Annotated in this window: 16 protein-coding genes; 9 read left to right on the plus strand and 7 right to left on the minus strand. The window is 59.8% G+C overall.

Annotated features, from left to right (window positions below; all coding sequences use genetic code 11):
• Positions 1 to 69: 69 nt before the first annotated feature.
• A complete protein-coding gene (locus AABM55_RS09640) occupies positions 70 to 762 on the plus strand; it encodes an HAD-IA family hydrolase (RefSeq protein ID WP_347929415.1) in 693 nt (230 codons plus the stop codon).
• A 77-nt stretch (positions 763 to 839) separates the two neighbouring features.
• Here AABM55_RS09640 and AABM55_RS09645 read toward each other — a convergent pair whose 3' ends face one another.
• Positions 840 to 1,586 (minus strand): 3-oxoacyl-ACP reductase family protein, encoded by a 747-nt coding sequence (locus AABM55_RS09645; protein WP_347929416.1) that lies wholly within the window; start codon positions 1,584 to 1,586, stop codon positions 840 to 842.
• A gap of 125 nt (positions 1,587 to 1,711) precedes the next feature.
• Here AABM55_RS09645 and AABM55_RS09650 point away from each other — a divergent pair, with 125 nt between their 5' ends.
• Entirely contained in the window at positions 1,712 to 2,635 is a 924-nt protein-coding gene (locus tag AABM55_RS09650) for a LysR family transcriptional regulator (RefSeq protein ID WP_347929417.1), read from the plus strand.
• 135 nt (positions 2,636 to 2,770) lie between these two features.
• Here the strand turns inward: AABM55_RS09650 and AABM55_RS09655 are convergent, their stop codons facing one another.
• Positions 2,771 to 3,505, minus strand: a complete 735-nt coding sequence (locus AABM55_RS09655) for a phosphoadenylyl-sulfate reductase (RefSeq protein WP_054593268.1) — start codon at positions 3,503 to 3,505, stop codon at positions 2,771 to 2,773.
• 174 nt (positions 3,506 to 3,679) lie between these two features.
• On the opposite strand from AABM55_RS09655, the gene thrH reads away from it, so the two are divergent.
• Complete coding sequence (gene thrH, locus AABM55_RS09660; RefSeq protein WP_347929418.1) at positions 3,680 to 4,297, plus strand: bifunctional phosphoserine phosphatase/homoserine phosphotransferase ThrH; 618 nt, start codon at positions 3,680 to 3,682, stop codon at positions 4,295 to 4,297.
• Positions 4,298 to 4,460: 163 nt separating this feature from the next.
• Here thrH and pabB read toward each other — a convergent pair whose 3' ends face one another.
• The 4 genes from pabB to AABM55_RS09680 form a co-directional block, all read right to left on the minus strand.
• The gene (gene pabB / locus AABM55_RS09665) at positions 4,461 to 5,804 is read right to left on the minus strand and encodes an aminodeoxychorismate synthase component I (RefSeq protein WP_347929419.1); all 1,344 of its coding nucleotides are present in this window, start codon (positions 5,802 to 5,804) and stop codon (positions 4,461 to 4,463) included.
• A gap of 262 nt (positions 5,805 to 6,066) precedes the next feature.
• Positions 6,067 to 7,053, minus strand: a complete 987-nt coding sequence (locus AABM55_RS09670; RefSeq protein ID WP_347929420.1) for an alpha-L-glutamate ligase-like protein — start codon at positions 7,051 to 7,053, stop codon at positions 6,067 to 6,069.
• Positions 7,053 to 8,585: an inactive transglutaminase family protein gene (locus AABM55_RS09675; RefSeq protein ID WP_054593264.1), complete on the minus strand. Its 1,533-nt coding sequence runs from the start codon at positions 8,583 to 8,585 to the stop codon at positions 7,053 to 7,055. Before AABM55_RS09675 ends, AABM55_RS09670 begins: the two co-directional genes overlap by 1 nt.
• 5 nt (positions 8,586 to 8,590) lie before the next feature.
• On the minus strand, positions 8,591 to 9,130 hold the full coding sequence (locus AABM55_RS09680; protein WP_054593263.1) for an ATP-dependent zinc protease: 540 nt from the start codon (positions 9,128 to 9,130) through the stop codon (positions 8,591 to 8,593).
• Positions 9,131 to 9,403: 273 nt separating this feature from the next.
• Between AABM55_RS09680 and AABM55_RS09685 the strand changes: the two genes are divergently transcribed.
• From AABM55_RS09685 to prpD, 6 genes are all read left to right on the plus strand, one after another.
• The gene (locus AABM55_RS09685; RefSeq protein ID WP_173859961.1) at positions 9,404 to 10,123 is read left to right on the plus strand and encodes a GntR family transcriptional regulator; all 720 of its coding nucleotides are present in this window, start codon (positions 9,404 to 9,406) and stop codon (positions 10,121 to 10,123) included.
• Positions 10,120 to 11,013 carry a methylisocitrate lyase gene (gene prpB, locus AABM55_RS09690; protein WP_054593262.1) on the plus strand — a complete coding sequence of 298 codons (894 nt, stop codon included), beginning with the start codon at positions 10,120 to 10,122 and terminating at the stop codon, positions 11,011 to 11,013. The genes AABM55_RS09685 and prpB overlap by 4 nt, the downstream gene beginning before the upstream one ends.
• Before the next feature lie 67 nt (positions 11,014 to 11,080).
• Positions 11,081 to 12,208: a 2-methylcitrate synthase gene (gene prpC / locus AABM55_RS09695; RefSeq protein ID WP_347929421.1), complete on the plus strand. Its 1,128-nt coding sequence runs from the start codon at positions 11,081 to 11,083 to the stop codon at positions 12,206 to 12,208.
• A gap of 200 nt (positions 12,209 to 12,408) precedes the next feature.
• Positions 12,409 to 15,003 (plus strand): Fe/S-dependent 2-methylisocitrate dehydratase AcnD, encoded by a 2,595-nt coding sequence (acnD, locus tag AABM55_RS09700; protein WP_145015362.1) that lies wholly within the window; start codon positions 12,409 to 12,411, stop codon positions 15,001 to 15,003.
• Between the two features lie 54 nt (positions 15,004 to 15,057).
• Positions 15,058 to 16,248, plus strand: coding sequence for a 2-methylaconitate cis-trans isomerase PrpF (prpF, locus tag AABM55_RS09705; RefSeq protein ID WP_347929422.1), 1,191 nt, complete (start codon positions 15,058 to 15,060; stop codon positions 16,246 to 16,248).
• Positions 16,249 to 16,352: 104 nt separating this feature from the next.
• A complete protein-coding gene (gene prpD, locus AABM55_RS09710) occupies positions 16,353 to 17,837 on the plus strand; it encodes a 2-methylcitrate dehydratase (protein ID WP_347929423.1) in 1,485 nt (494 codons plus the stop codon).
• Between the two features lie 20 nt (positions 17,838 to 17,857).
• Here prpD and AABM55_RS09715 read toward each other — a convergent pair whose 3' ends face one another.
• Positions 17,858 to 18,676 (minus strand): pyruvate, water dikinase regulatory protein, encoded by an 819-nt coding sequence (locus tag AABM55_RS09715; protein WP_054593257.1) that lies wholly within the window; start codon positions 18,674 to 18,676, stop codon positions 17,858 to 17,860.
• Positions 18,677 to 18,803: the final 127 nt, after the last annotated feature.

The raw sequence follows: 18,803 nt of genomic DNA on the forward strand, positions 1-18,803 counted from the left end.
GGTCGATCAAGGCACTGGCCGTACCTGAGCCGCTTCCCGGAATGTTGTGTTGATAACGGATCAGATGCGATGAATGCACCGCTCGACTTCGGCCCGATCAAGGCCGTGATTTTCGATATGGATGGTCTGTTGCTCGATACCGAGGGTATCTACACCGAGGTCACGCAAATCATTGCTGAACGCTACGGCCGAACTTTCGACTGGCACATCAAGCAGAACATCATCGGCCGCGGTGCTGGCGATCTGGCGCGCTATGTCGTCGAGGCGCTGGAGCTGCCGATCAGCGCCGAAGAGTTTCTGCTGATCCGCGAGCCATTGATGCGTGAACGTTTCCCGCGTGCGCTGGCGATGCCGGGGGCGCAGGAGCTGGTTCAGCATTTGAAGGCGAACAATATTCCGATTGCCGTGGGCACCAGCTCTTCGAGTCAGTCATTCGGGCAGAAAACCACCTTGCATGGCGATTGGTTTGCGCTGTTCGACACCATTGTGACCGCTGATGATCCTGAGGTCGGCGCGGCCAAGCCAGCGCCGGATATTTTCCTCATCGCTGCGCAACGCTTGGGGGTGGCACCGCGCGATTGCCTGGTGTTTGAAGACTCGCCATTTGGCGTCACAGCAGCAAAAGCGGCGGGAATGACCGCGATTGCCGTACCGGATGCGGCCATGGCCGACGAAAAGTACGCGCATGCCGACAGCATTCTGCGTACGTTGAAAGCGTTCCAACCGCACACCTACGGCTTGCCGGCACTCGAACAGGTGTAACGAACGCTGAACGACAAAACGCCGGGCAACCTGATCAAGGGTTGCCCGGCGTTTTTTTATGCTGCAAAAAAGCTGAATCAGGCGCCAAAACCACCGTCGATGCTCAGGCTGGCACCGGTGATGTAGCCGGCCTCCGGGCCGACCAGGTAAGCAACGAAACTGGCGATCTCGGCGGCGGTGCCATAACGACCAACAGCCATCAAAGGAATCAGGCTCTCGGCGAAATCACCGTGGGCCGGGTTCATGTCGGTATCGACCGGGCCAGGCTGCACGTTATTGATGGTGATGCCGCGCGGGCCCAGGTCGCGGGACAGGCCTTTGGTCAGGCCGACCAGCGCCGCCTTGCTCATGGCGTAAGGGCCGCCACCGGCGAAGGGCATGCGGTCGGCGTTGGTGCTGCCGATGTTGATGATGCGACCGCCTGCGGTCATGTGTTTGGCCGCTTCTTGAGTCGCGATGAACACACTACGTACGTTGATCGCCAGGGTTTGGTCGAAGTCTTCGAGTTTGAAGTCTTCCAGCGGGGCGACGGCCAGCACACCGGCGTTGTTGACCAGAATATCGAGGCGACCAAAGGTTTCGACGGTGCTGTTGACGGCATTGCGAATGGCGGCCGCATCAGCGCTGTCGGCCTTGATGGCCAAAGCTTTACCGCCGGTAGCAGTGATGCTGTTTTGCAATTCTTCAGCCTTGGCAGCCGAGCTGACGTAAGTGAAGGCAACCGCTGCTCCTTCAGCGGCCAGGCGTTTGACGATGGCGGCGCCGATACCGCGGGAACCGCCCTGGATCAGAGCTACTTTACCGCTGAGGTTCTGAGTGGTCATGTCTATCTCCAAAGTCCCGAGGCGAAATGTCTCGGTTGATGGAGCCTAGTATCGATACTGGATTACCCCCTGTGTAGACGGTCATTGCTATAGTCTGTGTAAACCAGAAGTTTATAGTGGCGACCATGGAAACCTTCAGCAGTATCGAATGCTTCGTGCGCAGCGCTGAGGTCGGCAGCTTCGCCGAAGCCGCGCGGCGCCTGAGCCTGACCCCCGCCGCGGTAGGCAAAAGTGTCGCCAAACTTGAGGCGCGCCTGGGTGTTCGGCTGTTTCAGCGCAGCACGCGCAGCCTGACGTTGACCGAAGCCGGTCAGTTGTTTCTCGGCGAAGTCAGCGCCAGTCTGCACACCATTCAAAATGCCGTGGCCAATCTGGCCAGCGCTGAAGGGCGTCCGGCCGGGACGCTGAAAGTCAGCATGGGCACGGTGTTTGGACGGCTGTACATCGTGCCGCTGCTGGGTGAGTTTCTGCGGCGTTTTCCGGCGATCAATCCGGATTGGCATTTTGATAACCGCCAGGTCGATTTGATCGGCCAAGGCTTCGACGCAGCGATTGGTGGCGGTTTTGAACTGCCGCCAGGGGTAGTGGCGCGCAAGCTGACGCCGGCTCACCGGGTGTTGGTGGCATCCAGGGATTATCTGGCGCAGCGCGAGGCTATTCGTGAGCCGGATGATTTAAGTGACTGCGACGGGATTCTGATTCGTTCACCGCAGACCGGTCGCGTGCGTTCCTGGCAATTGACCAGCCGTCGTCAGGAACACAGCCCGCTGAGCCTCAAGGCGCGGATGACCATGAGTGACTCCGAAGCGGCTTGCGCTACTGCGGCGCAAGGCTTGGGGATTGCGTTGGTGAGCATGCCGTTTGCGGTCGGCTACCTGAATGCCGGCACTTTGCAGCGCGTGCTTGCGGACTGGTACGTCGATGATGGCAACATCTCGATCTACTATGCCGAACACAAACTGCTGCCCGGCAAGACGCGGGCATTCGTTGATTTCATCATCGAGCAGTTCGCCGAGCAGCAATTGGCGCAGCGGTTCAGTGCTGTTTGAGTAGGCCTGCGGACCGAGTCGCTGCCATCGCGGGCAAGCCGCGCTCCCACATGGGATCTCGAGTGCACATTTTGCATACGACACGGAGCTGATGTGGGAGCGTGGCTCCCACGGGGGGATTTCGCAGGGCGAGGGTCAGGCTTTCTGGATGATGTTGCCCGCGTGCAAGCCGCACTCTTTCTGCGTGGCTTCTTCCCACCACCAGCGACCTTCGCGCTCGTGCTGGTTTGGCAGTACCGGGCGGGTGCACGGTTCACAGCCAATGCTGATGAAGCCGCGTTCATGCAGGCTGTTGTACGGCAGCTCCAGCATGCGGATATAGCCCCAGATCTCTTCGCTGGTCATTTGTGCCAGCGGGTTGAATTTATACAGAGTGCGCTCAGGCGTCGAGAACGCGCTGTCGATTTCCAGTACGGCAACCTGGCTGCGGGTGCCCGGGCTCTGGTCGCGGCGCTGGCCGGTAGCCCAGGCGCTGACGGTGGACAGCTTGCGGCGCAGTGGTTCGATCTTGCGGATGCCGCAGCATTCGCCATGGCCATCCTTGTAGAAGCTGAACAGGCCTTTTTCTTTGACGAACGGTTCGAGCTTTGTATGGTCCGGGGAGACCAGTTCGATCTCGATCTTGTAGTGCTCGCGCACCTGATCGATGAAGCGATAGGTTTCCGGATGCAGGCGTCCGGTGTCGAGGCTGAAGACCTTGACGTTCTTGTTGATTTTCCAGGCCATGTCCACCAGCACCACGTCTTCGGCGCCGCTGAAGGAGATCCACAGGTCGTCCCCGAACTCGGCAAAGGCGAGTTTGAGAATGTCCTGGGCGGATTTGGTGGCATAGGTCGCGGCGAGTTCAGTAACGTCGAACGATGGGCTCATCAGGGCGGTTTCCTACAGGTCGGTGGCGCTAAGCGCTCTATATGGTGGCGATGGTAGCAAAATCCCGAAGCGACAGGGGCGCTCCTCTGCGTTGCGTCGGTCGGTATGTCTCGCTAGAGTTCGGCAGTCCTTTTGCTCGCTCAACTCAATAATCAGTACAAATGGGAGTGTCTTGTGGAAATTGCCTGTCTCGATCTGGAAGGTGTGTTGGTCCCGGAGATCTGGATCGCCTTTGCCGAAAAAACCGGGATTGAATCCCTCAAGGCAACCACCCGGGATATTCCCGATTACGACGTGCTGATGCAGCAGCGCCTGCGCATCCTCGACGAGCACGACCTGAAGCTGTCCGATATTCAGGAAGTGATCGCCACCCTGAAGCCACTCGACGGTGCCATCGAGTTCGTCAACTGGCTGCGCGAGCGCTTCCAGGTGGTGATTCTTTCTGACACGTTCTACGAGTTTTCCCAGCCGCTGATGCGTCAACTGGGCTTCCCGACCTTGCTCTGCCATCGTCTGATTACGGATGACACCGGTCGAGTGACGGGCTATCAACTGCGTCAGAAAGATCCCAAGCGTCAGTCGGTATTGTCCTTCAAGAGCCTCTATTATCGGGTGATCGCCGCCGGTGATTCGTACAACGACACCAGCATGCTGGGTGAGGCGGACGCCGGAATCCTGTTCCACGCACCAGACAACGTGATCCGCGAGTTCCCGCAGTTCCCGGCGGTGCATAGCTTCGCCGAGCTGAAGCAGGAGTTTCTCAAAGCTTCAAACCGTGATTTGAGTTTGTAAGTGAACTCTGTGGCGATGGAGCTTGCCCCCGCCGGCCGGTCCGCGCTCGGGCGTAGCAGTCGTAAACCAGTACACGCGAACTTTCTGAAGATTCGCGGCGTCAGGTTTTGGGGGCGCTCCGCTCCCCAGCGGGAGCAAGCTCCCTCGCCACAACAGCCATGCATCAGAGGCCTTGCAGGGTTTCGAGCAACACCTTCACCTTGGTGATGGACTCCTGATATTCGGCCTGCCAGTCTGAATCGGCGACGATCCCGCCGCCGCCCCAGCAGCAGACCTGGCCATCCTTGACCAGCAAGCTACGGATGGCGATCGAGCTGTCCATTTCCCCGCGTACGTCCAGATACAGTAACGAACCGCAGTACAAACCACGGCGGGTTGGTTCCAGCTCGTCGATGATTTGCATGGCGCGGATTTTCGGTGCGCCAGTGATCGAGCCACCGGGGAAGCTGCCGGCGATCAGGTCGAGGGCGTCTTTGTTGTCAGCCAATTCGCCAGTGACGCTGCTCACCAGGTGATGCACGTTGGGGTAACTTTCCAGGCTGAACAACTCGGGCACGCGCACCGAGCCAATGCGGCAAGTGCGGCCCAGATCGTTGCGCAACAGGTCGACGATCATCAGGTTTTCCGCGCGATCCTTGGGGCTGGCCAACAGTTCGGCAGCGTTGGCCGCATCTTCGGCGGCGTTCTGACCACGTGGGCGAGTGCCTTTGATCGGGCGGGTTTCCACGTGGCCTTCGCTGACTTTGACGAAACGCTCTGGCGACAGGCTCAGCACCGCGCCGCCGTCGGGCAGGCTCTGGAAGCCAGAGAACGGTGTTGGGCAAGCTGCCCGCAGCGCGCAATACGCGGTCCACGGATCGCCTTGGCATTGTGCGCGAAAGCGTTGTGCGAAGTTGACCTGATAGCAGTCGCCGGCCTGGATGTACTGCTGGATACGCACGAACGCCTGCTGATAGTCGCTGGCGCTGAGATCGGGGCTCATGGCGCCGCTCAGGGTGAACGGTTCGGTCGCTGCAGCGGCGGGCTGGCTGAACAGTTCGATCAGGCGCTGGCGCTCGGATTCGATCAGGTTGGGATGGAACACCAACTGACTGCTGCCGGTCAGGTGATCGCTGATCAACGCCCAGTCATACAGGCCGAAGCGCGCGTCGGGCAGTTGCAGGTCATCGTGAGCCTGGGAGGGCAGGGCCTCCAGGTGACGGCCGAAATCGTAACTGAGGTAGCCGATCAAGCCACCGGCGAAGGGTAATTCGTAGGGGGCCGGGATCGCTGCATTGCCGAGCCGGGCCAGCGTGTCGCGCAGGCGTTGCAGGAATGCGCCGCCACTTTCGTCAGGCGAAACCGCCAGTGTTGCCACTGGCCAGGCGCTGAGCACGTCATAGCGTCCGCGCTCGGCACTCGGTCGGCCACTGTCGAGCAGTACGCTGCCCGGGGCATGGCGAATCGCCGCGAAATACTCGGCGGGGTTGGCGCGATAGGGAAGCGGGTATACGGAGCAGGTCAACATGAGCGGGGCAGATCAGCCATCGAGGCGGGGGTGGCGATTGTAGTCCTCTGCGGGATTTGCTCCTAGAGGGGATGTCGGGAAGAGATACATCATGTGCGACTGCACAAACCCTGTGGCGAGGGAGCTTGCTCCCGCTGGGGCGGTCCGCGCTCGGGCGAAGCAGTCGTAAAACCGGCACATGTGTTCTGCTTGTAAGGTTGTGTTGTCGGGTTTTAGGGCCGCTTCGCGCCCCAGCGGGAGCAAGCTCCCTCGCCACAAAGGCTTAGTCTTCGGCCGAGGGAATATTCCCGAACATGTGCTGAACAAACTCCACGCGCTCTTGCGGTGTTTCGGTAATCCCTCTGGCTTTCAGCTCTTCCAGGCGTGCCTCGACTGCATGAGTGCGCGTGGTCAACCCGCAATCATTGGCGATCTGAATGTTCAGCCCGGGCCGTGCGTTGAGTTCGAGAATCAGCGGACCTTTTTCCTGGTCCAGCACCATGTCGACACCGATGTAGCCCAGGCCACACAGCTCATAACAGCTGGCGGCGAGTTTCATGAAACCGTCCCAGTAGGGCAGTTGCACGCCATCTACCGCGTTGGTGGTGTCCGGGTGTTTGAGAATGAATTTGTTCAGCCAGGTGCCGCGCAAGGTCATGCCGGTGGCCAGGTCGACACCGACGCCGATAGCGCCCTGGTGCAGGTTGGCCTTGCCGCTGGATTGCCGGGTGGGCAAGCGCAGCATGGCCATCACCGGGTAACCCATCAGCACGATGATGCGGATGTCCGGCACGCCTTCATAACTGATGCTTTTGAAGATCTGGTCGGGAATCACCCGGTATTCGATCAGTGCGCGGTCGCGGTGACCGCCCAGGGAATACAGGCCGGTCAGAATGCTGGAGATCTGGTGCTCGATTTCTTCATGGCTGATGATCCTTCCGGAAACCGTGCGGTACTGGCCTTCGAAGCGGTCGGCGATCACCAGGATGCCGTCACCGCCGGCACCCTGTGCCGGTTTGATCACGAAGTCGCTATGGTTGCCGATGATCTCGCCGAGCTTTTCGATTTCTTTCTCGGTGGAGATCACGCCGTACATTTCCGGCACGTGAATGCCGGCCTTGATTGCGCGTTCCTTGGTGATGATCTTGTCATCGACAATCGGGTACAGGCTGCGCTTGTTGTACTTGAGTACGTAGTCAGCGTTGCGCCGATTGATGCCCATGATGCCTTGGGCGTGCAGGGCCTTCCAGGTCTTCCAGAAACCGAACATTACGAATCGGCCTTGACGAAGGCTTTGAAGCGCATCAGCTCGGTCAGGCGGTAGCCGCGATAGCGACCCATGGCCAGCATGAAGCCCACCAGGATCAACAGGATCGCCGGGAAGGTGAACACAAAATAAACCAGTTCCGGAATGCTCATGATCAGGTGTCCCAGAGAGGCGGCGAACAGCGTACCAATCGCGACTTTCAGCGCATGCCCGGCGCCACGTTCTTCCCAGGTGATCGACAGGCGTTCGATGGTCATGGTCAGGATCACCATCGGGAACAGCGCTACCGACAGCCCGCGCTCCAGCCCCAGTTTATGGCTGAACAGGCTGATGGCGGCAATCAGCACCACAACGAAGGTCAGCACCACCGACAGCCTCGGGAGCATTTGCAGCTTCAGGTGCTCAAGGTAGGAGCGCAACGAAAGCCCCAGTGCCGTGATCACTGTAAACAGCGTAATGCCGAAACCCAACCCGGTTTCGCGAAAGGCCAGGGCAACCAGCACCGGGGTAAAGGTGCCGAGGGTCTGCAAGCCGATCAGGTTGCGCAGGATCAGGATAACCAGCACGCCGATCGGGATCATCACCATGATCATGAAGGTTTGCTGGGTTTGCAGCGGCAAGCCGTACAGCGAGTAATCGAGGAAGCTGGCGTCGGTATTTTCGTCGGTCAGCTTGGCCAGGCGAATGGCGTTCATTTCGCTGTTGTTCAGGCTGAAGGTGACGTTGGCCTTCTTGCCGCCCTCGACGGTGATCAGGTTGTCATCGCCGGTCCACCACAGCAGGCGATCGGTGGGCAGGCCTTGCTCGCCGGTTTCCGGGTTGAAGTACAGCCAGTCGGTGCCGTTGAAGCTACGCAGCCAGAGCTCCGGGGTTTGCGGCTGATCGGCGACCAGGCGGATGGTGTGGACCTTTTCCAACGGTACGTGGGCGATGGACAGCAGCAGTTCGACGATTTTCGCTTTGTGCGCTGGTGACGGATCGCCGGCCAGCAGCAGTTTTGCATTGTCGTCATTGGAATTGTTGACGCGTTTGATCGCTTCGCCGATGAAGGTCTCGACGTCTGCCGAGTGCTGGCGAATCGGCGCGAGCAGGGCGTCGGCGGCGACTTTCTCCGGGCCTTCGACGGCGATGCTGTCGCGGAAGGTCGGGCCTTTGACTTTGGATTTTTCACCGGTGTAGCGCTTGGTCAGCACCAGGCGGTAGTAAAGCGTCTGGTTGCCCTTGGCCCGGCGTGCCGACCAGGTGACCTTGCGGTTGCCGTCGACGCGGTTCACTGCAACGCCATAGTTGTTGGAGATAAAGCTTTCATTGAGGCTGACGTAGTCGCGACTCAGCGGTGGCACGAACATCTGGATCTTGACCGGGTCCTTGGCACTGGCGACGAACTCGACCTTGGCGTCGATGTTCCACAAGTCGTCGGTGGCGTCTTCGGTCACCGGAATGCCCAGCACGAAAATCTGATAGGCCGTGACCGAAAGGCCCAGCACCACCAATAGGGTGATCAGGATTTTCAGGTGGAGGGTAAGGGAGCGCATGGGCATTACTCTGCGGTATGAGCGTCGATGGCGCAGGCGGGTTTGCCAGCAGCGTATTTAAGACTCGGGTCGACCAGCGCATCAAAGCGTTTCAAGGCTTCGGAACCGATCAAGAGCGGGAATTGGAATGCACTTCGGTCGGTCAGGTTCACTTCTATGCTGCGCAACGCCGTGCCCATGCAGATATCCAGCTCGATCACCGGGCGAGCGGTGTACTGCTTGCCTTCCTCGGGATCGAAGTCGCCAGCGCGGCGTTTGATTTTGCTGACGCGTGCCAATGGGCGCTCGATCGGGTGCGAGTGGGCGGTGTCGATGGCCAGATAAAAGCGCACCCACGATTCGCCATTGCGTTTGAAGCGCTTGATATCACGGGCACTGAGGGAGGCGGTTTTGGCCCCAGTGTCGAGTTTGGCCGCGACTTCCAGGTCGATTCCTGCCAACTGCGCGTATTCGTTGAGACCGTACACAGTCTTTTCACCCGCGATAGCGAGACCTGGCAGGCAGAGGAGTAGACAGATCAACAGGGTGAAGGGCTTGAGTCTCATAGATCCTGGCGCGGTGCCGTCCGTTCTTCAGTTCAAGGCGACTGGCATTGCTGCACAAGCTCCTTCTAGTGCCTGCCATAAAAAGATGACAGACAAATGCGGGCGGCATTCTAGCACGGTGGTTTTATGGCGCCAGCCGCGGGTCAGTCCTTTACTTAGGTTTTACTTAAGGCGTTTATTAGACGATTGTCGACAATAGTTCTTTTTCCTTTGACTGGTTGCGCGATATTGGTTAGTTTTTGGCGCATTGGCTTATGAGGTGTCGACAATATGCTGGATCAACTTGATCCCCCAGTGATGGCGTCAGACGATTCGGAAACCCTTTCCGAAAACGTCTTCCGACGCATTCAGGCGGCCATCGTCAAAGGCGAGATCGCCCCGGGCAGCAAGATTTCCGAGCCTGAACTGGCGCGCACTTACGGCATCAGCCGTGGGCCGTTGCGTGAGGCGATCCATCGTCTCGAAGGTCAGCGCCTGCTGGTCCGCGTCCCGCACGTAGGGGCGAGGGTGGTGTCACTGAGTCACGCCGAACTGCTTGAGCTCTACGAAATTCGCGAGTCCCTGGAAGGCATGGCCTGTCGTCTGGCCGCCGAGCGCATGACCACCGAAGAAATCGACGAGTTGCGTCAGGTGCTGGAAACCCATGAGCGCGATGCGGCGTTTCAGGCAGGCGTCGGCTATTACCAGCAGGAAGGCGATTTCGACTTTCACTACCGAATCATTCAAGGCAGCGGCAACCGCACGCTGACGCAAATGCTCTGCGGCGAGCTGTATCAGCTGGTGCGCATGTACCGCATCCAGTTTTCCGCCACGCCCAATCGGCCGCGCCAGGCGTTTGCCGAGCACCACCGGATTCTCGATGCCATCGCCGACCGTGACGGTGAATTGGCCGAGTTGTTGATGCGTCGTCACATCGGCGCTTCAAAACGCAATATCGCCCGTCACTATCAGGACGGAGCCCATCAGACAGCCACTCCACGAGGTGAGTCATGAGTTCGAACAAGAGCACACCAGGCCAGCGTTTCCGCGATGCGGTTGCCAGCGAGCATCCTTTGCAAGTGGTCGGCACGATCAACGCCAACCATGCGCTGCTGGCCAAGCGCGCCGGTTTCAAGGCTATTTATCTGTCCGGTGGCGGGGTCGCTGCCGGTTCTCTCGGTGTGCCGGACCTGGGGATTACCGGGCTCGATGACGTGTTGACCGACGTACGCCGGATCACCGATGTCTGCGACCTGCCGCTGTTGGTGGACGTGGACACCGGTTTTGGTTCCTCGGCATTCAACGTCGCGCGCACCGTGAAGTCGATGATCAAGTTCGGTGCGGCAGCGATTCACATCGAAGACCAGGTCGGCGCCAAGCGCTGCGGTCACCGCCCGAATAAAGAGATCGTTTCCCAGCAGGAAATGGTCGACCGGATCAAGGCGGCAGTCGATGCGCGCACCGATGACAGCTTCGTGATCATGGCCCGCACCGACGCCCTGGCGGTGGAAGGTCTGGAGTCGGCACTGGATCGCGCCGCGGCGTGCATCGAAGCCGGCGCCGACATGGTGTTCCCGGAAGCTATCACCGAACTGGACATGTACAAGCTGTTCGCCAGCCGCGTCAAAGCGCCAATCCTGGCCAACATCACCGAGTTCGGCGCCACGCCGCTGTACACCACCGAACAGCTGAAAGCCGCCGATGTGTCGCTGGTGCTGTACCCGCTGTCGGCCTTTCGCGCGATGAACAAAGCAGCGGAAAACGTCTACACCGCGATCCGTCGCGACGGTACGCAACAGAACGTCATCGACACCATGCAGACCCGCATGGAGCTTTACGATCGCATCGATTACCACACCTTCGAGCAGAAGCTCGATGCGTTGTTTGCCCAGAAAAAGGGTTGATCGGCAATACTCGATTCATCGTTTAGATGTTGCAGATTCCCTAACAAATTCAAGATTGGAGACAGCAATGGCCGAAGCAAAAGTATTGAGTGGCGCCGGTCTGCGTGGCCAGGTGGCCGGGCAAACCGCATTGTCCACCGTAGGGCAAGAGGGCGCAGGCCTGACCTATCGCGGCTATGACGTTCGCGAACTGGCGGCCCAGGCGCATTTTGAAGAAGTGGCGTACATGCTGTTGTACGGCGAACTGCCGAACAAGGCGCAACTGGCCGCCTACATCAACAAACTGAGCAAGCTGCGTGACCTGCCGCAAACCCTGAAGGAAGTGCTCGAACGCATCCCGGCCGACGCCCACCCGATGGACGTGATGCGCACCGGTTGCTCGTTCCTCGGCAACCTTGAGCCGGAGCATGACTTCTCCGAGCAACATGACAAAACCGACCGGCTGCTGGCCGCGTTCCCGGCGATCATGTGCTACTGGTATCGCTTCAGCCATGACGGCAAACGCATCAACTGCGTGACCGATGAAGAGTCGATTGGCGGGCACTTCCTGCACCTGTTGCACGACAAGAAGCCGAGCGAGCTGCACGTCAAGGTGATGAACGTTTCGCTGATCCTTTATGCGGAACACGAGTTCAACGCATCGACCTTCACCGCCCGCGTGTGCGCATCGACCTTGTCCGACCTGTTCTCCTGCGTTACCGCGGCCATCGGTTCCCTGCGCGGCCCGCTGCATGGCGGCGCCAACGAAGCGGCGATGGAAATGATCGAGCGCTTCGCGTCGCCGCAAGAGGCGATCAAAGGCACCCTCGACATGCTTGCGCGCAAAGACAAGATCATGGGTTTTGGTCATGCGATCTACAAAGACAACGATCCGCGTAATGAAGTGATCAAGGGCTGGTCGAAAAAGCTCTCTGACGAAGTCGGCGACACCGTGTTGTTCCCGGTTTCCGAAGCCATCGACAAGACCATGTGGGAGCAGAAGAAACTGTTTCCCAACGCGGACTTCTACCATGCCTCGGCGTACCACTTCATGGGCATTCCGACCAAGCTGTTCACGCCGATTTTCGTCTGCTCGCGCCTGACCGGCTGGGCGGCGCATGTGTTCGAACAGCGTGCCAATAACCGCATCATCCGCCCGAGCGCCGAATACGTCGGCGTCGAACAGCGCAAGTTCGTGCCAATCGAACAACGCTGACCGGTAGGTGCCGGCGCTGCTTGCTGAATGAACCTAAAACCCTTGTAGGAGCCGAGCTTGCTCGCGATGACGGACTGACACTCAACATTGATGTCAACCGTTACACCGCTATCGCGAGCAAGCTCGGCTCCTACAAAGGTCGGGTTTCAAATCCGGCGCCAGGCCCCACCTTTTGTAATCACCGTGACCGAGTCCTGACGATGAACACAGATTTCCGCAAATCGCTGCCCGGCAGCCATCTGGATTACTTCGATACCCGCGCGGCAGTCGAGGCCATCCAGCCCGGCGCCTATGACACCCTGCCGTACACCTCTCGCGTACTGGCGGAAAACCTGGTGCGCCGCTGCGACCCGGCCACGCTCACCGAATCCCTGAAACAGTTCATCGAGCGCAAACGCGACCTCGATTTCCCATGGTTCCCGGCCCGCGTGGTGTGCCACGACATTCTTGGGCAGACCGCCCTGGTCGACCTCGCTGGCCTGCGTGATGCCATTGCCCTGCAAGGTGGTGATCCCGCGCAAGTGAACCCGGTGGTACCGACGCAATTGATCGTCGACCACTCCCTGGCCGTCGAGCGCGGTGGCTTCGATCCGGAAGCGTTCGAAAAGAACCGCGCCATCGAAGACCGTCGTAATGAAGACCGTTTTCACTTTATCAACTGGACCAAGAAGGCTTTCAAGAACGTCGACGTGATCCCGCCAGGCAACGGCATCATGCACCAGATCAACCTGGAGAAAATGTCGCCGGTGATCCAGGTACGTGACGGCGTGGCCTTTCCGGATACCTGCGTCGGCACCGACAGCCACACCCCGCACGTCGATGCCCTGGGCGTGATCGCCATCGGTGTTGGCGGTCTGGAAGCGGAAAGTGTGATGCTCGGCCGTGCCTCCTGGATGCGTCTGCCGGAAAGCGTTGGCGTTGAACTCACCGGCAAGCTGCAACCAGGCATCACTGCCACCGACATGGTGCTGGCGCTGACTGAGTTCCTGCGCAAGCAAAAAGTCGTTGGAGCCTGGCTGGAGTTCTTCGGTGAAGGCGCCTCCGCGCTGACCCTCGGCGACCGTGCAACCATTTCCAACATGGCTCCGGAATACGGCGCCACCGCGGCGATGTTCTACATCGACCAGCAGACCATCGACTACCTGAAACTAACCGGCCGCGAAGACGAGCAGGTGCAGTTGGTCGAAAATTACGCCAAGACCACAGGCCTGTGGGCCGATAGCCTGAAGGGCGCGCAATACGAGCGCGGCTTGACCTTCGACCTGTCTTCGGTGGTGCGCAACATGGCGGGGCCGAGCAATCCTCACGCCCGTGTCGCTACGTCTGATCTCGCGGCCCAGGGCATCTCCGGCCAGTGGGACGATGTGCCCGGCCAAATGCCGGACGGCGCGGTGATCATTGCCGCCATCACCAGTTGCACCAACACCAGCAACCCGCGCAACGTCATCGCTGCAGGCCTGTTGGCACGCAATGCCAATAAGCTCGGGTTGACCCGCAAGCCGTGGGTCAAATCGTCCCTCGCGCCGGGTTCGAAAACCGTGGCGTTGTACCTCGATGAAGCCGGCCTGACTTCTGAACTGGAGCAGCTTGGTTTCGGCGTGGTGGCATTCGCCTGCACCACCTGCAACGGCATGTCCGGTGCGCTGGACCCGGTGATCCAGCAAGAGATCATCGACCGCGACCTGTACGCCACTGCTGTGTTGTCGGGTAACCGCAACTTCGATGGCCGGATTCACCCGTACGCCAAACAGGCGTTCCTTGCGTCGCCGCCGCTCGTAGTGGCGTACGCGATTGCCGGGACCATCCGTTTCGACATCGAAAAAGACGTGTTGGGCCTGACGGCTGACGGCAAGGAAATCCGCCTGAAGGACATCTGGCCGAGCGACGAAGAGATCGACGCAGTGGTCAAGGCATCGGTCAAGCCGGAGCAGTTCCGTCAGGTCTACATCCCGATGTTCGCCATCCACGAAGACACCGGCCCGAAAGTCAAACCGTTGTACGACTGGCGCGAGATGAGCACCTACATCCGTCGTCCACCGTACTGGGAAGGCGCACTGGCCGGGGCGCGTCCGCTCAAGGGCATGCGCCCGCTGGCGGTGCTGCCGGACAACATCACCACCGATCACCTGTCGCCGTCCAACGCCATCATGCTCGACAGCGCCGCTGGCGAATACCTGGCGAAAATGGGCTTGCCGGAAGAGGACTTCAACTCCTACGCGACACACCGCGGTGACCACTTGACTGCGCAACGCGCGACGTTCGCCAACCCGAAACTGTTCAACGAAATGGTTCAGGAAAATGGCAAGGTCAAGCAGGGTTCGCTGGCGCGTGTCGAGCCGGAAGGCCAGGTCATGCGCATGTGGGAAGCCATCGAAACCTACATGGAGCGCAAGCAGCCGCTGATCATCATCGCCGGCGCCGACTACGGTCAGGGTTCGTCCCGCGACTGGGCGGCCAAGGGTGTGCGTCTGGCCGGTGTCGAAGCCATCGCTGCCGAAGGTTTCGAGCGCATCCACCGCACCAACCTGGTGGGCATGGGCGTGTTGCCGCTGGAGTTCAAGCCGGGCACCGACCGCAAGACGCTGGGCATCGACGGCACTGAAACTTTCGATGTGATCGGCGAGCGCACGCCGCGTGCCACGCTGACCCTGGTTATTACCCGCAAGAACGGTGAGCAGGTGTCGGTGCCGGTGACCTGCCGTCTCGACACGGCTGAAGAAGTCTCGATCTATGAAGCCGGCGGCGTGTTGCAGCGTTTCGCCCAGGACTTCCTTGAATCGGCTGTTGCTGTCTAACGCGACTTGCCGGGGCAGGGCGGTGACGTCCTGCTCCGGCGCATAAGGAACATTATGGTCCACGTATCCCAGATCAAGATTCCCGCCACCTACATGCGCGGTGGCACCAGCAAAGGCGTGTTCTTCAGCCTGCAAGACCTGCCTGAATCGGCACAGGTTCCGGGCCCGTCCCGCGATGCGCTGTTGTTGCGAGTGATCGGCAGCCCTGACCCGTATGAAAAGCAAATCGACGGTATGGGCGGGGCGACCTCCAGCACCAGCAAAACGGTGATCGTGTCCAAGAGCATCAAGGCCGATCACGATGTCGATTACCTGTTCGGTCAGGTCTCCATCGACAAGCCTTTTGTCGACTGGAGCGGTAACTGCGGCAACCTCTCGGCGGCGGTCGGTTCGTTCGCCATCAGCAGCGGTCTGGTCGAGGCCAGTCGCGTTCCACGTAACGGTATCGCGGTGGTGCGCATCTGGCAGGCGAATATCGGCAAGACCATCATCGCCCACGTGCCGATCACTGACGGCGCGGTGCAGGAAACCGGTGATTTCGAACTCGATGGCGTGACCTTTCCGGCCGCTGAGGTGCAGCTCGAATTCATGAACCCTGCGGCCGAGGAAGAGGGCGCAGGCGGCTCGATGTTCCCGACCGGCAACCTGGTCGATGACCTGGAAGTGCCTGGTGTCGGCACGCTCAAAGTGACCATGATCAACGCCGGCATTCCGACCATCTTCGTTAACGCCGAAGCCATCGGCTACACCGGCACCGAGTTGCAGGGCGATATCAACGGCGACCCGAAAGCGCTGGCGATGTTCGAGACCATTCGTGCGTATGGCGCGCTGCGCATGGGGCTGATCCAGAATCTTGAAGACGCCGCCAAGCGTCAGCACACCCCCAAGGTGGCGTTCGTCGCACGGCCTGCCGATTACCTCGCTTCCAGCGGTAAGCCGGTGGCGGCAGGCGATGTCGACCTGTTAGTTCGGGCACTGTCCATGGGCAAGTTGCACCACGCGATGATGGGCACGGCTGCCGTAGCGATTGGCACCGCGGCAGCGATTGACGGCACGCTGGTCAACCTCGCCGCGGGCGGTATTCCTCGCAACGCGGTGCGCTTCGGGCATCCGTCCGGCACCTTGCGCGTGGGCGCCGAAGCCCAACAGGTCGATGGCGAATGGACCGTGACCAAAGCCATCATGAGCCGCAGTGCGCGAGTATTGATGGAAGGCTGGGTGCGCGTGCCGGGCGATTCTTTCTGAGGGGGAGCTGAAACAGCAGGGTGAACGCAGTCTCCGTAGCAGCAGGCTTCGCCAGCTGCTACGGAGCGCGTCGCAGGTCCGTCCATTTGCGGAGGAAACCAAACATGAGCGCCAACGTCGACCTGAACATTCGTCCCGACTACGACAAGGTCCTGCAGGACATTGCCGATTACGTTCTCAATTTCAAGATCGAGTCCAAAGAGGCGCTGGACACCGCCCGCAATTGCCTGATGGACACCCTCGGTTGCGGCCTGCTGGCCCTGCGCTTTCCCGAATGCACCAAACACCTGGGCCCTATCGTTGAAGGCACGGTCGTGCCCTTTGGCGCACGTGTTCCCGGCACCCATTTTCGTCTCGACCCGGTAAAAGCGGCGTGGGACATCGGCTGTATCGTCCGCTGGCTCGATTACAACGACACCTGGCTGGCTGCCGAGTGGGGCCATCCGTCCGATAACCTCGGCGGGATCCTCGCGGTTGCCGACCACCTGTCGCAAAAACGCGTGGCCAATGGCGATGCGCCGCTGACCATGCGAGCGGTGCTGGACGCGATGATCATGGCCCACGAGGTTCAGGGTGTGATTGCCCTGGAGAACTCCTTCAACCGGGTTGGCCTGGACCATGTGCTGCTGGTCAAAGTCGCCTCGACGGCGGTGACCGCGAAACTGATGGGTGCCAATCGCGAGCAACTGTTGGCGGCGCTGTCCCACGCGTTTGTCGATGGTCAGGCACTGCGCACTTACCGTCACGCGCCGAACGCTGGTTCGCGCAAGTCCTGGGCGGCGGGCGACGCCTCCAGTCGTGGCGTGCGATTGGCGGACATCGCCATGCGTGGCGAGATGGGCATTCCGGGTGTATTGACCGCGCCGCAATGGGGTTTCTACGACGTGCTGTTCAGCCACACCAACAAGGACCTGGCGCTCAAGCCCGCCGATAAACGTACGTTCAGCCTCTCGCAGAAGTACGGCACTTACGTGATGGAAAACGTGCTGTTCAAGATCAGTTTCCCGGCCGAGTTTCACGCGCAAACCGCTTGCGAAGCGGCGGTGATCCTGCACCCACAGGTGAGCAATCGTCTGGATGAAATCGACAAGATCGTTATCACCACTCACGAGTCGGCGATTCGTATCATTTCCAAGGTCGGCCAACTGGCCAATGCTGCGGATCGTGACCACTGCATCCAGTACATGACCGCCGTGCCGCTGGCCTTCGGCACTCTAGTGGCTGAACAGTACGAAGACCAGTTTCACGCGGCGCACCCGATCATCGACGAGTTGCGCGAGAAGATGGTCATTGTCGAAGAGCCGCGCTACACCCGCGAGTACCTGGAGGCTGACAAGCGCTCTATCGCCAACGCCTTGCAAGTGTTCTTCAAGGACGGCTCAAGCACCGGACAAGTGGTGGTCGAATACCCGATTGGTCATCGTCGTCGCCGCGCCGAGGGCATTCCCTTGCTGGAGGACAAGTTCAAGGCCAATCTGGCGACGCGCTTCACTGCGCAACGGTCGGCGCAGATCTTTGCCTTGTGCCAGGATCAGGCAAAACTCGAGGCTACGCCGGTTAACCGTTTCATGGATCTCTTCGTGATCTGAAGCCGAACCCGCGGCAGCTCCTACTTGAAGCGCCGCTCGACGCCTTTTTCCACCAGGATCTTCGCCGAAATCTCTTCCACGGAAAAATGCGTGGAGTTGATGTGTGCGATGTTCTCGCGGCGGAACAGGTTTTCGACTTCACGCACTTCGAACTCGCACTGGGCGTAGCTCGAGTAGCGGCTATTGGGCTTGCGTTCGTTGCGGATCGCGGTGAGACGGTCCGGATCGATGGTCAGGCCAAACAGCTTGTGCTTGTGGGCGCGCAACGCCGATGGCAGTTGCAGGCGCTCCATGTCGTCTTCGGTCAGCGGGTAGTTGGCCGCGCGAATGCCGAATTGCATGGCCATGTACAGGCAGGTCGGGGTTTTGCCGCAGCGTGACACACCGACCAGGATCAGGTCGGCCTTGTCGTAATAGTGGGTGCGGGCGCCGTCGTCGTTGTCGAGGGCGAAGTTCACTGCCTCGATACGCTCCATGTAATTGGAGTTGTGGCCAATGGAGTGGGACTTGCCGACCGAATACGACGAGTGCTCGCTCAACTCCTGCTCGAGCGGTGCGAGGAAGGTCGAGAAAATGTCGATCATGAAACCATTGGAGGTCGCGAGGATCTCACGAATATCCTGGTTGACGATCGTGTCGAAGATGATCGGACGAAATCCGTCCTTTTCGGCGGCCATATTGATTTGTTGTACCATGGCCCGCGCTTTGTCCACGTTGTCGATGTACGGTCGTATGACTTTGCTGAAGGTAATGTTTTCGAACTGCGCCAACAGGCTTTGACCCAGGGTTTCGGCTGTAATGCCCGTGCCATCGGAGATAAAGAAAGCAGATCGTTTCATTTGCGCCTTGGGCCTTAAGCTGGTGACGATTCTTGGATATGATAGGCGCGGTTTGTCGGCCTGGATTGGCCCGCATTCTCACTTATTTTCCAGGTCCAGGCCATATTGCTGGCAAATGCTCCTGATG

Origin of the sequence: Pseudomonas helvetica, assembly GCF_039908645.1 — a bacterium.
Classification (GTDB): Bacteria; Pseudomonadota; Gammaproteobacteria; order Pseudomonadales; family Pseudomonadaceae; genus Aquipseudomonas; species Aquipseudomonas helvetica.

Coding starts and splice junctions, on each gene's coding strand:
- AABM55_RS09640 (WP_347929415.1), top strand. CDS start 70: ATGAATGCACCGCTCGACTTCGGCCCGATCAAGGCCGTGATTTTCGAT.
- acnD (WP_145015362.1), top strand. CDS start 12,409: ATGAACACAGATTTCCGCAAATCGCTGCCCGGCAGCCATCTGGATTAC.
- prpB (WP_054593262.1), top strand. CDS start 10,120: ATGAGTTCGAACAAGAGCACACCAGGCCAGCGTTTCCGCGATGCGGTT.
- AABM55_RS09650 (WP_347929417.1), top strand. CDS start 1,712: ATGGAAACCTTCAGCAGTATCGAATGCTTCGTGCGCAGCGCTGAGGTC.
- AABM55_RS09645 (WP_347929416.1), bottom strand. CDS start 1,586: ATGACCACTCAGAACCTCAGCGGTAAAGTAGCTCTGATCCAGGGCGGT.
- AABM55_RS09655 (WP_054593268.1), bottom strand. CDS start 3,505: ATGAGCCCATCGTTCGACGTTACTGAACTCGCCGCGACCTATGCCACC.
- prpC (WP_347929421.1), top strand. CDS start 11,081: ATGGCCGAAGCAAAAGTATTGAGTGGCGCCGGTCTGCGTGGCCAGGTG.
- AABM55_RS09715 (WP_054593257.1), bottom strand. CDS start 18,676: ATGAAACGATCTGCTTTCTTTATCTCCGATGGCACGGGCATTACAGCC.
- pabB (WP_347929419.1), bottom strand. CDS start 5,804: ATGTTGACCTGCTCCGTATACCCGCTTCCCTATCGCGCCAACCCCGCC.
- prpF (WP_347929422.1), top strand. CDS start 15,058: ATGGTCCACGTATCCCAGATCAAGATTCCCGCCACCTACATGCGCGGT.
- AABM55_RS09670 (WP_347929420.1), bottom strand. CDS start 7,053: ATGTTCGGTTTCTGGAAGACCTGGAAGGCCCTGCACGCCCAAGGCATC.
- AABM55_RS09680 (WP_054593263.1), bottom strand. CDS start 9,130: ATGAGACTCAAGCCCTTCACCCTGTTGATCTGTCTACTCCTCTGCCTG.
- AABM55_RS09675 (WP_054593264.1), bottom strand. CDS start 8,585: ATGCGCTCCCTTACCCTCCACCTGAAAATCCTGATCACCCTATTGGTG.
- prpD (WP_347929423.1), top strand. CDS start 16,353: ATGAGCGCCAACGTCGACCTGAACATTCGTCCCGACTACGACAAGGTC.